Origin of the sequence: Nocardia sp. NPDC051929 (genome assembly GCF_044548645.1) — a bacterium.
GTDB lineage: Bacteria > Actinomycetota > Actinomycetes > Mycobacteriales > Mycobacteriaceae > Nocardia > Nocardia sichangensis.
Window position 1 is genome coordinate 1 of the sequence record NZ_JBIUCG010000039.1, and the last position, 12,619, is coordinate 12,619.

At 67.0% G+C, this 12,619-nt stretch carries 12 protein-coding genes; 1 reads left to right on the forward strand and 11 read right to left on the reverse strand.

From position 1 onward, the window contains the following. Positions 1 to 162: 162 nt before the first annotated feature. The 7 genes from ACIHAX_RS36070 to ACIHAX_RS36100 form a co-directional block, all read right to left on the reverse strand. Complete coding sequence (locus tag ACIHAX_RS36070; RefSeq protein WP_397282098.1) at positions 163 to 825, reverse strand: hypothetical protein; 663 nt, start codon at positions 823 to 825, stop codon at positions 163 to 165. Positions 826 to 967: 142 nt separating this feature from the next. Beyond that, positions 968 to 1,891: a hypothetical protein gene (locus ACIHAX_RS36075; RefSeq protein ID WP_397282100.1), complete on the reverse strand. Its 924-nt coding sequence runs from the start codon at positions 1,889 to 1,891 to the stop codon at positions 968 to 970. A gap of 411 nt (positions 1,892 to 2,302) precedes the next feature. Next, complete coding sequence (locus tag ACIHAX_RS36080) at positions 2,303 to 3,022, reverse strand: hypothetical protein (RefSeq protein ID WP_397282102.1); 720 nt, start codon at positions 3,020 to 3,022, stop codon at positions 2,303 to 2,305. 415 nt (positions 3,023 to 3,437) lie between these two features. Next, on the reverse strand, positions 3,438 to 3,605 hold the full coding sequence (locus tag ACIHAX_RS36085) for a hypothetical protein (protein ID WP_397282104.1): 168 nt from the start codon (positions 3,603 to 3,605) through the stop codon (positions 3,438 to 3,440). Then, complete coding sequence (locus ACIHAX_RS36090) at positions 3,602 to 5,056, reverse strand: hypothetical protein (protein ID WP_397282106.1); 1,455 nt, start codon at positions 5,054 to 5,056, stop codon at positions 3,602 to 3,604. Before ACIHAX_RS36090 ends, ACIHAX_RS36085 begins: the two co-directional genes overlap by 4 nt. A gap of 89 nt (positions 5,057 to 5,145) precedes the next feature. Then, a complete protein-coding gene (locus ACIHAX_RS36095; protein ID WP_397282108.1) occupies positions 5,146 to 5,847 on the reverse strand; it encodes a recombinase family protein in 702 nt (233 codons plus the stop codon). Between the two features lie 147 nt (positions 5,848 to 5,994). Continuing rightward, positions 5,995 to 7,776 carry a hypothetical protein gene (locus tag ACIHAX_RS36100; protein WP_397282110.1) on the reverse strand — a complete coding sequence of 594 codons (1,782 nt, stop codon included), beginning with the start codon at positions 7,774 to 7,776 and terminating at the stop codon, positions 5,995 to 5,997. An 81-nt stretch (positions 7,777 to 7,857) separates the two neighbouring features. Here ACIHAX_RS36100 and ACIHAX_RS36105 point away from each other — a divergent pair, with 81 nt between their 5' ends. Continuing rightward, positions 7,858 to 8,109 (forward strand): hypothetical protein, encoded by a 252-nt coding sequence (locus ACIHAX_RS36105; protein WP_397282112.1) that lies wholly within the window; start codon positions 7,858 to 7,860, stop codon positions 8,107 to 8,109. Positions 8,110 to 8,238: 129 nt separating this feature from the next. On the opposite strand, the gene ACIHAX_RS36110 is transcribed toward ACIHAX_RS36105, so the two are convergent. The 4 genes from ACIHAX_RS36110 to ACIHAX_RS36125 form a co-directional block, all read right to left on the reverse strand. Then, positions 8,239 to 8,907: a hypothetical protein gene (locus tag ACIHAX_RS36110; RefSeq protein ID WP_397282114.1), complete on the reverse strand. Its 669-nt coding sequence runs from the start codon at positions 8,905 to 8,907 to the stop codon at positions 8,239 to 8,241. A 780-nt stretch (positions 8,908 to 9,687) separates the two neighbouring features. Then, on the reverse strand, positions 9,688 to 10,143 hold the full coding sequence (locus ACIHAX_RS36115) for a hypothetical protein (protein ID WP_397282116.1): 456 nt from the start codon (positions 10,141 to 10,143) through the stop codon (positions 9,688 to 9,690). A 25-nt stretch (positions 10,144 to 10,168) separates the two neighbouring features. Further along, the gene (locus ACIHAX_RS36120) at positions 10,169 to 10,393 is read right to left on the reverse strand and encodes a hypothetical protein (protein WP_397282118.1); all 225 of its coding nucleotides are present in this window, start codon (positions 10,391 to 10,393) and stop codon (positions 10,169 to 10,171) included. Then, positions 10,393 to 12,618 carry an RRQRL motif-containing zinc-binding protein gene (locus ACIHAX_RS36125; RefSeq protein WP_397282120.1) on the reverse strand — a complete coding sequence of 742 codons (2,226 nt, stop codon included), beginning with the start codon at positions 12,616 to 12,618 and terminating at the stop codon, positions 10,393 to 10,395. Before ACIHAX_RS36125 ends, ACIHAX_RS36120 begins: the two co-directional genes overlap by 1 nt. Between the last annotated feature and the right edge of the window lies 1 nt (position 12,619).

Genomic DNA, 12,619 nt, shown 5'->3' on the forward strand with positions numbered 1-12,619 from the left:
ACCGATCAACCTACGCAGCACCCGGCGGTCACCACAGCCAATCCGTCAACGATCCCCCTTACCGCTGTAATTCACAGGCATGCTCGTCACGGCCCAGTAAGCCGCGCTACCTCGGCCAGGAAGACGAGGCAGCGCGGCTTACTCGTTGGGTGGGCTACCGCGTCAGTTCTCCGAGGTCGACTGCGATCGGAGTTGACTGGTCTCGGTCGCGTCGTGATCGTCGCTCTTCGAAGTTTCCGCGGGCGTGCCGTCTTTGTACTGCTGCCACCATGGGGTCGGTTCGCGGGGGATGGTGCTGCGGGTGGGTTCTATGTCTCCAGCGCGGGTGGGATCAATCCCGGACACCAGCCGGGCTCTTTCGCGGATGCCGACGTCGCGGATAGAGGCCTCGATCCGCGACGGGATGATCATCGAGAGCAGGGCGTAACTGCTCACACAACACACCAGGCACACCGGTGGGACGGCGACGACAGTCGCGATCTCGAGGGTGTCCAACTCGGTGGGGTTGCGGGTGATGACGAGGACGTTCTCGGCGACGCTGACCCAGGCGGCGGCCGCCAGCAGCGCAAGGTAGAGGTAGCTCAGCGGTTTGATGCGGTCGTGGGGCATCCGCGCCAGCATGACGTAGGTGTAGGCGATCTGGGCGACGGCCAGACCGGACACCACGGGCCACAACCAGGTCAGGGCCTCAGGGACTCCCGCCACTCGCGCCATGGTGGCGGTGAAGGAGAAAGACGCGATGCTGGCGGCGACGACGAGCACCGCCGCCAAACTGTTGAGCGTCCACGGCATGGTGAACAGGACGGGGCGGGGGTAGCGGTCCATCCGGCTGCTCCTACGAGGTCGAATTGGTATGCCGACACTGCATTCACAGAGTACGGCCCACACACCGGACACGCTCCCGGAATGCGTTGGCGGGCAATCCTTTTGCGCACTGGCAAGATCGCCCGCCTGCCGCCGCGCGGGCCTACTTGCGCCAGCGGCGCCATGACCACCGCGACGGGGCCGAGTCCTCCGGTGTGGTGGTCATGGCGAAGTCGTCGTCGAGGTCGACCGGCGCTGCCGCTGTCACGGCGAGCATCGGTCCGTTGTCCGGTGCCGGAAGGTCGCCGGCGGGTGCGAGGGAGACCGGTAGAGCGTCCGGTCCGGTGAGGTGGGCGTCGGATCCGATGTTCAGATCGCCCACCGTGCGTTCGGCGATGGTGGCGGTGATCTCGTCGACGTTCCCGCCTTGGGTGAGGTGGTCGAACATGACATCAGTCAATGTCAGGTCGGCGGTGTCGTAGTCGTGGTGGACCGACACATGCCGCAGCGCCGGGCCCGCGTCACCGAAACGGGTGCGTGAGCCGGTGGCGGGGCCGTCGATGATCAGGACCCAGACCGCGGCGGAGGTGCGGTCGGCGGCCACACGCAGGCGCCCGGCCAGCGTCCCGGCCGGGTCGCAGCCGAGGTGGTCGGCGACCTCACGCATGTTCTCGGCCAGGTCCAGGCGCATCAGCTGCCGGGCTACCTCGATCTCGGAGGCGTCGAATTCCTCGCAGATCTCCGGCAACGGCCGGGCGTCGGTCCAGGCCTGCCGCAGACCGGTGGTCATCTCGGAGTCCCAGTAGACGCTGCGCGCGCGGCGATGCCGCTCGCGCAGCGACTCCCGCCAGTCGAAATCCGGTGACGCCAGCAGCGTCCGCAACGTCGGCACAGCGGTGGAGTCGCTGATGCGGTAGTGCGGCGGAAGGAGCTTGCGGCACTGTCCCCGGATCGCGGAGACGCTGCGCCCGGCCTGTTCGGCGATCTGCTCGACCGGCAACCCGGAACGTAGCAGCTCGACCAGCTCGATGTTGCGTTCGTCGGTCCACAGCTCGTAGGCGCGGCGATGCACGGTGCGGTCACCCATGACAAGACCCTCCCTGTACCAGTTCCCCTGTCGTGCACCGGGTTTCGGTGCACCAGGTTCATGGTGCCTGGACCCGCCGACAACGGGACTCGATCAGTCGCAGAGCGATCGTGCATCTGCACGCGCAGGCGTGATGCAGTAGGAACCCCGATCCATATAGCCGAGGTGGCGACCTGGATGGAGCACCAACCGAGTCTGCCCTCGACCACATCGAAAGCTATCGCGACGCAAACGAGACTGACGGTTCGTCGCGCTCATCGGCATCTGGGAAGCGACGCGTCGTGACCGGCCGTGGTTCTATCGGCGAGCTGTGACGTCACTGACCGGTGGATCTCGACGCCGCTCAGATCGATGTCCGCATCGGCGTATTTCGACACCACTGGTCGTGCTGGACACCAACCGAGGACGTGCTCAGTGCTCGGTGATGGTGAACTCACGCGGATTGAACGGGATCGTCCCGCGGCGGTCGTTTGGCTGGGGGACGGTGTCGTCGAGACGCATTTCGTAGAAGTCGGTGAGGGCGCCGGTGTTCGGTGACCGTAGACGGCCCGTCACGGTGCCGGTCCACTCCGCCGCGTAGTCGGCCATTTTGCCCTGGTAGCACCAGTGGGTGTCGATCGTGATGCGCTTGCCGATCAGGTGCGACCAGTCCAGGCCGGGCGGGTGCGGGTCGTCCTTGAAGCAGTACGGCGGGGTGTGCTCGCGGAAGTGCCAGAAACCCTGCAGCACTCGGCCGCAGGTCGGGCACTCGGTGAAGTCCTTCGACCGGGACCGGTCGTATTCGCAGCTCGGGCAGTGGGGGTCGGGTTCGTCCAGATGCTCGGCGTGCTCACGCTCGATCCGCGCATCCTGCGCAGCGAGCTCCGCTTCGAGTCTCAGGTCTGCGCAGTAGCAGCCGTCGCAGGTACGGCACACCCCGCATCCACCGCACCGGCTGCTCAGGCGATGGCCGCAAACAGGATTGACGTCGTGAGCGTACGTCGGGTCGATGTCGACGAGCGGGCCGTTGTCGGCGGGCACAGAGCTCGACTGGTCTTCGAGTGCCCGCAGCGCCTCGGTGTAGCTCGTGCCGTCGTGGCGGGCCATGTAGGCGCGGACGTCCTTGCGGCGGGAGTGGTTGTTGCGTGTCATCAGGTAGTCCTCCAGCGAGGTCCCACGCACCCCGCGAGGTCAGCCTGGACAGCAGGTTGATCAACGTCGGATGCCTTGTCGCACTGAGGCGGAGCCGTCTTGTCCTCGGTCGCCATGTCGGCCGCGTGGGGGCCGGATCGGCTCGGAGAGAGGCCTGTGCGCGGCCCGTTTTCGCCACCGTATCAAGGGGCACCGACAGTCCAGATGACGTCAGATTTCACCGATGCCGACGTCCTCCCGACTTCGCCGACCGACACCCAAATTTACCGGCCGGGAGTTCCCGGCCGCTGCCGCGTTCGGGCACCTCGAGGCCCCTGGCCGCTACCCGTTCGAAGTGCGGGGCCGACTCGCTTGTCCCCGCGCAACCCGCGCCGGAGGCGTAGCTCGTTGCTGCCTCCGGCGGGCGCATTCCTGTTCAGCTGAACAACAGGTCGACGAGTTTGGCGCCGACCTCGCCGGCCGCGCCGAGCACTGCGGCCATCACCACGGTGATCGCGAGAGTCTTACCGCGTCTCCACCACGGGGCGGAACTTGTTTCCTGTGAGGGTTCGGGCTTGTTCTGGTCGGGCACTTCACTACTCATGGCCGCGCACCGTAGGTGGCGGGGGTGCAATTGATGCGGCGCTTGATCTTCCGGCGTACCGACTCGCCGTAGGCGGGCGTCTGCCCGTACCTTGCGGCAGCTTCCGGCCATGTCCAGCCCGCGGAGTGTCGCAAGAAGGCGACTCTCTGCTCGATCGGGTCGAGATCGCTGAACAGCGCCTTCAGCCGTGGGTCGGACAGCTGTGTTTCCACGAGAAGGTCTTCCGGTGTCGGATTCAGCGCTGCCAACCGCATCCCCACGGTGGTGCCCGATTCGAGTAGCGGGATGTCCAGCGAGCCGACGTAGTACCGCTGGCGTTGGTGTTGATGGCGTGAGCCGAGGAGGCCCTGTTGGAGCTTCGCCAGCTGAAGTGTCCTGCCCCTGAGGAACTTCAGCAGTTTGCCAGGAGTGATGTGGTCCCAAGGTTCGAGCAACGCCTCGATGGCGCCGTCGTGTACAGCTTGGGTGATCCGTCGGATCTCGAGCCAGGACCAGATGAACTCATCGACGATCTCCTCGAAGTCGCGGTCACCGCGCAGGATCGCGGCGCGTGCCCATCGGGCGCCGGCCAGCGCGCGGTTCGGCAGGTCGGGTACGTGGCGGAGCAGCCGTCCGGCGATATCGCGTATCGAGTCGAACACCGGCAGTTCGCTGAACACGTGTTGATATACGGCGTGGGCACGGATTCTGAGGCCCGAAGACCGAAGCAGCTGCGCGCCGATGGTGTCGGCGATGCTGAGGCCGTGCCTGCCGATCAGGCTGTCCATGGGAGGAATAGCGGCACCGACGCCGAGACCGCGTGTAATCGTGCCGTCTGCCAGGTACAGGTCCTTGAAGGTGGGGACGGTCGCGGCGACGCCGAGACCAGCGGCGTGCTGGCCCACTGCCGCCGCCGCGGTGCTCACCACACTGCCTTCGGCCAGATTCTTGAGGGTCGGGGCGGTGGCGGCGACACCGAGGCCCGCGGCCTGTCGGCTCACCGCCGCCGCCGCGGTGCTCACCACACTGCCTTCGGCCAGATTCTTGAAGGTGGGGATGGTGGCGGCGACGCTGAGACCAGCGGCCTGTCGGCTCAGTGCCGCCGCCGCGGTATTCGCCGCGCTGCCTTCGATCAGGTCCTTGAAGGACATCGTCGAAGCGACGCTGGTGGTGATCGAACGCTGTAGCTGCTCGCCGAGTCGGAAGGCCGGGCTGGTAGCCAGGTTGTTCTGTAGCCGCAGGAGGTTGTTGCTGGCGAGCTGTGACCCGAGTACGCGGTTCTGGAGATTCCGTACGATCGCGTTCGTGTGCTGGACGGTGGACTCGTCGGCTGGCACTCCGGGCACCTCGTCGAGCGCGAGCACGGCTCGCAGGATCTGGAGAGGTTCCGTCTCCGATGTCTTCGCCGCCTCCGGGACGCCTTGCTCCGGGTCGTCGTCCATCACGCTGGTGCCTTCTCCCGCACCGCTCACCACTACCTCCTCGGCTGAATGTTGATGTGCCATATCTCTTCAGGCACGGCAGCGGCAAAAAACAGCACTCCAATCGAGTGATCTAGGTCTCATTTTGTTGAGGCCTCGACTTGCTGCCCGTTCGGCGACTCGATCACTTCGCGCGACGCCGTAGCGCTCAACTCGGGCAAGTACTTGTAGACGGTCGAACGCGAGACGCCGAGCAGCCGAGCAACCGACGAGACGGACTCCTCTGGCCGGGTGAGGATGGCGCGGGCCTGGCGGATCTGCTCGGCGGTCATGGCCGGTGGCCGGCCGAGGCGCTGCCCGCGGGCGCGTGCGGCGTCCAGGCCTTCATGGGTGCCTTGGACGATCAGCTCGCGGATGAATTCCGCCAGCGCGGCGAACACGTGGAACACCAGGCGACCGCCGGGGGTGGTGGTGTCCAGGGCTTCGTGCAGCGACCGGAACCCGATCCCGCGCTGACGCAGTCCGGCGACGATCGAGATCAGGTCTTGCAGCGAGCGGCCGAGCCGGTCCAGCGACGGCACCACGAGGGTGTCCCCGGGGCGCATGTACTCCAGGCACTTCCACAGTTCCGCGCGCTCGGCATCCTTGCCGGACTTCTTGTCGGTGTAGATCCGCTGGCACCCGGCCGCGGTGAGCGCGTGGATCTGGCGATCCAGGTTCTGGTCCTTGGTGGAGACGCGGCCGTAGCCGATGAGTGCGCCCCCGCCGCCGATCGGATCGAGGGCGTCGCCCTCGAGGGTGAGCGGTGCGGGGATATCGAGATCGCGTGTCGGCGTGGCCATACCCCGGACTGTAGGAGAAAGGGCCGACAAGAATTGTTGGACACCAACCGTTCTCAACACGTTTTATCGACACATGCCCGGCTGGGCCGACCTGGGCTTCCGGACCACACTGACCGATGGCGGTGGGGTGTTCGAGAACCGATCGTTTTACGACACCGAGAGTCTATGGACTTCGCTGCCCATCAGGAAGGTGCGGATGGGGTCGAGGGCGTTGACGAGTCGGGCGACTTGGCGCGGGTCGAGCGCGTCTCCCATGACTGCGCGGTGGACGAGGTCGTCGATGCTGCGCAGTAGGTGCTCGATTGTCTGGTCGTTGGTGGGTGTCGGTGGAATGTGCGCGCCGGCGTGGCGTAGCTGGTCGATCTTGCGGGCGGCGATTTCCATCTCGGCTTCCGCGATACCGGCGAGGGCACCGGCGCAGCCGCTGATTCGGGATGTCGCTACCACCCGCCGGTAGCAGGACTCCGCACGTGTCAGCAGCATGATTCGCACGCCGTCGGGTGCTCCGAGCTTTCGACCGAAGCGGTATTCGATGTGTTCGTTGCTCATTTCGGCTTGGGCGGCGAGGTGACGGGCGATCAGGAAATCGCCCGGCCCCCGGAACCGGAGGGCGCGCAGCAGTTCGATGGCATCGACGGGTTTCTCATCGATGAGGTTGAACAGCGACTGGGCGTCACGGTGCAGTTGTCGCGATTCGTGGGTGTTCCGCTTGAACAGCCGCAGCAGCTCCACGCGGGCCAAGTCCAGCTCGCCGTTCTGAAGCAGCTCGGGGTAGGCAAGACAGACACCAGCGAATCGCGCGACAAGCATGGCCACGTCGGCGGGTTCGGGCTGCTCGGGTCGTTCCCCGCGGTGAATTGCCCGCAGGTCGGTGACCGCCCGGGCGAGAGACGCGATTTCGTCCTCGGGCCGCCGCAGTATCAGGGCTTCGGCTCGGTCGATGTGGAATTGTGCGAGAACGGCTCGTACGCGCAGCCCGAGCCTGTTGCTGATCTCCTTGTCCCAGCGTTTGATCTGGACGATCGCCTGCAGCTGCTGGGGCTCATTCAGTGCTTGGTCGACCATCTGGCGGGCGCGGGCAGCGGCATCACCGGCACGGCCGTGGTCGCCGGCCTTCAGCAACAGGCGGGTCTGGTCGGAGGCGGAGTTGCCGCTGCCGCCGGGGCCCCAGGCAAGGTGACGATGCGCTTCCACCGCGGCGTCGCTGAGAGCGAGGGCCGCTTCCAGGGCTGGCTTCGCGCTGGCCGCGCTGACGCGGCTGCGGACCGTTCTGGCGCACTCGATGATTTCACCGGCGTGGGCGGCGACGCCCGTCGGTTTGCCGGACAGCTTGTCTACCAGTGCTTTCGCTGCTTGTGCCAACGCGGTGTCGTCGTTGCCGGTGCTGGCGGCGGCGTACCGGTCACGGAGCTCGTCGAGTCCGGAGGCCACGGGCACCGCTTGGCCGGTAGCCTCCTTGTCGAAATAGGGCTGAGCCCACGCACGCACGTTCTCCGGTGGATTCAGCCCTCGGCGCCGGTATCGCTCACACAGGGCGGCGCAGACCGCACTCCAGTCTTCGAAGTGCTTGCGCACGGTTTGGGGGTGCAGACCGGCACGTTCGGCGAGAACCGTTCGGGTGGGGGCTTCGAGGAACTTGCCGTTGTCGGCCGCTTCGTCGACGAGGCCCTGAGCCGCATCCAGGACCCGGCTGCGGGTGTTGTGCACGCGCACCTTGTCCGAGGCACGGACACCGGAATCGGCCATCAGATCGGCGCCCCCCTCATCGCGGTCCAGCGGCCAAAGTGAAGCCAATTCACTGTGCCAATGCACTACTTGACAACCCCACCGTGGCGTTCGTTCAACCAACAGTTCCGAGCCTGCAAGCGTAGCTGTACGAGGTCCCTTTTGTGCGTAATGTTCACGTACAGGCCGAAATCCGTCGGCCAAAAAAAGTGGCGCCTCCCCTGGACCGGGAGAACGCCACTACGGCAACACACAAGCTAGCTAGCAACCAGGAAGGTGTGCCACGTGGGCAAGACTACGCCCAGGAAGTCTCGTTCAGATATCAATCGCCGCAAGCGGGACGTTAACAACGTCGACGTCGCGGTGAACATCAGCTACCGCGGCAAGTTCACGCTCAGCGCTCGTCGGCTGGTGAAGAAGCTGAAGTGGCCGATGACGATTCTCGGGTTCGTCATCGTCGCGCTGTTCATGCCGCGGGTCGACATCCCGGTCTTTCCGGAAGGCCCGCAGGCAGTGCAGGTCTACACGCAGAAGTAGTACCCGCAACAGCGAAAACGCCTCCTCGCCGAACCGCCGCTGGCGGATGGCGAGGGGGCGTTTCGCTGTCCAGGCCGAAACGGCGAGGTGAAAGTAGTCGGAGGGACCGGGAACTCGACGACTGGGATGTCAGGGACGGGTTTTGAGCACGGCGGGTATGCGTGATGTGGTGCCGACCCAGGCCGCGGCGGCGGGGTCGTTCCAGGTGAGGACTTCGGTCAGTTCGGCGAGGAGGGCGTCGTGGTCGAGGGTGTGGATGGGTTCGTGGTGAGCGACCCTGTTGCGCAGTTCGTGCAGCCTGGTGATCGGGTCGTAGACCGAGGTCCGGCGCTGCGGCCGCAGACGCGGGAAGGCGCGGCGGTACGCCTGGGCCCACAGCGTGCTCTGGTAGGTGTTGGCCAGCGTGTAGCGCCAGAATCCGAAGGTCAGCTCGGCAACGACCTTCCCGTGTACCTCGGGGATGGTGCTGTTCAGGGTGGCCCGGCCGCGTGCTTTGCGGATCGACTGTGCCAGGCGAGTGTTGGTCCCCCACGGCATCCCGGGATCGGCGTACCAGTCACCGCTGCCGTTGTGAACACGCTGGTGGTAGGTGACCAGCTGGGCGTCGAGGGCGTTGCGCAGCACGATCTCGAACGATCCCAGCGTCTCGTGCCAGGCCCCGGCGACCAGCTGATTCCACTCATACAGCCGCTCTCCCGCCGCGTCGGATCCAGCGACCTGCACGTAGCGGTCGAACCGGCCAGCAGACAAGAATCGCCGCAGATCCGCGGCCGACCATCGGGCGGGAGTCGTCGTCACGGTCGCCGAGGTTATACTGGGAGACGCAAAACCCCGGAACGATCCCTACCGGCCACCTCGGTGGTCAGGCACATCACCGGGGTTCCTTTCTGTTCAGGGACCCATCCGTGACGGCCCGCCCTCGGTGGGTGAGGTGTCGGGGCGGGCCTGCCCATCGCCGCGTGCAGAACATGGATCACGCCGGGGAGACGCCCGGAGGGAGACACCCGGGGACCCACCCCGCAAAGGAGTGAGTGAACGGGACCCTGGGGTGTCTACGCCCCTCCGAGCGCTGTCACGATGACCGCAGGGAATGGATTGCCTCCGTGACAGCCGCCGACACTACGGCCGCACCCGCCCGGATATCCGCTACCACGATTCACGCGTGTCACGAGAACCCGCGCACACGACACCGCAGGCCCGGCCCTGGCGTCCCGGCCGAACCTGCGATGCCCCGGCCAGTGCCCGAACTCCAACGCTTCAGACCCCGACCTCACCCCACACCCTGCCACTCCGGCCATCCTTGTCAAGGATGAAACCGGCCCTGAACTGGGCAATGTCCGGTTTCGAACAAAAAAGGGAGAGGCCTGGTGCTTGTCGGCGGACAGGTCGATACTCGGGTCATGACGCCCTGCACACGAGCCCGGCCGACCGGTGCTGGTTCCCGGGCAACCGGTAGTACTGCCCGGCGCGTCGGCCGCGTCCGCACACCCATCTACCTGCGCTGATGCAGCCAACGTCTTGCTGAAAACAACAAGAGGCCCCGCACGGCGGGGCCTCTTGGCGTACTTGGTCTGGCGGCTACAGCAGGTCGGGGAAGAACGACCAGCGCACGTCCTGACCCGAGGGCAGGCTGACGTAGCGCAGCAGCGGGTGCCCGCAGTCGCAGCAGGTCGCGGCCTCCCACAGCGCGGTGCGGCCGACCTCGCGGGTGGCGTTGGCGATCTTCACGAAATGGTCCTCGCCGCGGTCGCGGCATCCCGGCCCGAGCAGCCGCAGGGCCTCGTCCCGGGTGTCCGGGATGCGGGCGAACCGCAGCCCGATCCGCAGCGTGGTGCAGGCGGTGCGGGCGTCGATGTCGAGCCATTGCCGCATGAACGCGACGTCGAACACCTGCGGGCGGCGAAACCCGCTGTGCAGCATGGTGATCGTCGCCTCCAGCGGTTCGGGGGCAGGTCCGAGGATCTCGGCGGCACGGATGCCGAGATCCAGCATCTGCTCCCAGTCCGGGAGCACGGTGGCGGTGGTTGTGGTCATCAGATTGTCCTATGGGTGTGGTGGGTTACTCGTAGTAGGAGTTGGTGCCGGGAATGCGTTGCTCGCAGATGTGGTGCCCGCGCCCGGCGTCGACGATCTGCCCCAGCGGGCCGGGGCCGATCGCGCAGGGTGTGCCGACCGGCCACCGGTTGAAGTCGGAGCTGGGTGGGGCTCCCGCAGCGGGGGCGCCGGTGAGGACCAGCGCGGTTGCGGCGGTGACGAGACTCAACGGGAGAAGCTGGCGGCGCATCACGCTCGTCCTTCCCGCTCGCGCTTGCGGGCAAGCTCCATGCCCGCGCCGTGGGCGGTGCGGCGAGTGTTTGTTGCCTGGTCCGGTTCGGTGGATGTTCCGCACGGGTGGGCTTGGGCGAGGGCGGCCAGCCGCATCGCGGTGGCTTGCTCGCGGTCGATTCGCGGTCGTGAGGTCGACGGCAGTGGCTGGGTATCAGGGCCGTGGTGACGCTGGGCAGCGTCGGTGGCCGAGTACAGCCGGTCGCGCCAGTGCTGTTCACGCCCAGCACGGGTTTTGCCGTGCTTCCCGGCCGCGTGCACGCCTTGGTCGACGGCGGCGCGGATCTTCATCCGGGTCGGCGTATCGACTCCGGCGCCGCGCAAGGCCCGGCCGAAGCCGTCCATGTTCGTGTCGAAGCTCTGACGCTGCTCGGTGAGCTGGGCCGGGGTGAGCCCGCCGCAGGCCAGAGCGTCGATGTCGTTGCGGACCGTCTCCAGCGCCCATCCGGGTTCGGTGCGCGGGGACATGTCCACGCCCGCTCCGATGAGCTGCTTGATCGTATCGCCGGTGCGGGCGGCGATCTGGTGGGCGGTGTGGCCGTGGCGGCGCAGGTCGACGCGGCGTTTGGTGCGTTCGTCGACCAGCAGCAGTTCGGGCAGGTTGCGGTCGTCGACGCGGCCGAGGTCGATGTCGGCGACCAGCGCGGTGAGCGCGGCTTTCTCCGCCGGGTGCAATCCCGCCTTGGTGAGCAGTGCGCCGATGACGGCGCGGTCGCGGCCCATGCCGGCGATCATCTCCGCAACGTCGTCATCCAGCCGCAGCCCGCCGTCGGTGGTGGCGTCGTTGGCGTAGGCGGTGACATCGCGGGCGTCGCGGGCGAAATCGCGGATGCGGTCGGCCAAATCGTCGCGGTCGATCCAGTCCGGCCACGGCTCCATCTCCGCGTCGTCGCGGCCGTCGCGGATCGCGATGCCGATTTCCCGCACCCGCAGCTGGTCATCGGTGGTCATCACGTCGAGCTCACGAGCCATGGCCGCGCTGAAGTTGTCGCCGCGCTCGGCGAACCGCTCCAGCAGCTCACCGACCCGGCCACGAACCTCATGCGCGGGGTTGACCAGGACCGGCGTGTCCGTCAGATCGGTGCCGCTGACATCACCACGCAGGTAGTCGACGACGAATTCCACCCCGGACCGCACCGTGTTCGAGGCTCCGGCGTCGGCGAGAGCGGTCGAAAGCTGCGCGCGGCGGGACTTCTCCGTGGCCAAATACATCTCGGCGCTGGCCGGGGTGGGTGGCTGGCCGTGCCAGGCCATCACCGCCTCCATCACCCGCCCGTCCAGTGCCCGCGCCGACAGGACGTCCACAGCGGCGGCTTGGCGGTCGTAGACGACGCTGGCCTCGGTGAACCGCTGCCACCACTGCGCATCGAAGTCCGGGTCGATGCTGACGTCGTTCCCGTCGACGTCGATGACCACGCCGTAAGTGCCTGCGTAGTGGCTGATCAGCTCGTCCATGCGGCGCGTGGCCACCTCCGCCAGCTGCGGGTCGTAGCGCCACACGATAGCGGCGGCCAGAACCTCCATGGTCGATTCGCGGCCGGAGTCCCAGCTGAACCGGGTGAGCTGGGCTTCGGCCATCACCCGCGCACTGTCGATGTCGGTCTGGGCGTCGGTGTGCCCCATCGCGGCGTCGGCTGCGGCCTGGTCGAGCTCGTAAGCCTGCTCCTCGGCTCGGCGCAGCGCCACCGACGCCAGCAGATACGCCATCGTCTGGCTGTGGCCGGCGGGCACACCCAACCGCGGTGGCTCATCGGCGCCCACCGGTACGGACTGCTGCCGAGCAGTGTTGTCGGACATGATTTTTCCTCCCTTGATACGGGTTGGGTTGGCCCAGGACGGGCCGGGATCTACTTCTCGGTGCAGCTCGCCGCGGCTGATGCCGTGCCGTTCTGCGGCTCGGGCTTGGTGTTCGGCGGTGGCTTTGCGGATCGCGTCCAGTTGCGCGGAGCTGGCGGTGCGCTTGGGCGCCGCCTTGGCCAGGTCGAACAGGTGCGCTACCAGCGGTTTGCGGCCGCGTCGGCGCTTGCGGACCATGAATGCTGCGATGTCTTGCCCGTTGGGGCGAAGACCCGCCGCCCGAAGCTGACGGCGGGTCTTCAGATGAGCGGGCGCGGCCAACCACGGATAGGTCGGCACGCCCGCGTCATCAGCGTTACTGCTGGTGGTGATGTCCCCCTTGGTCACA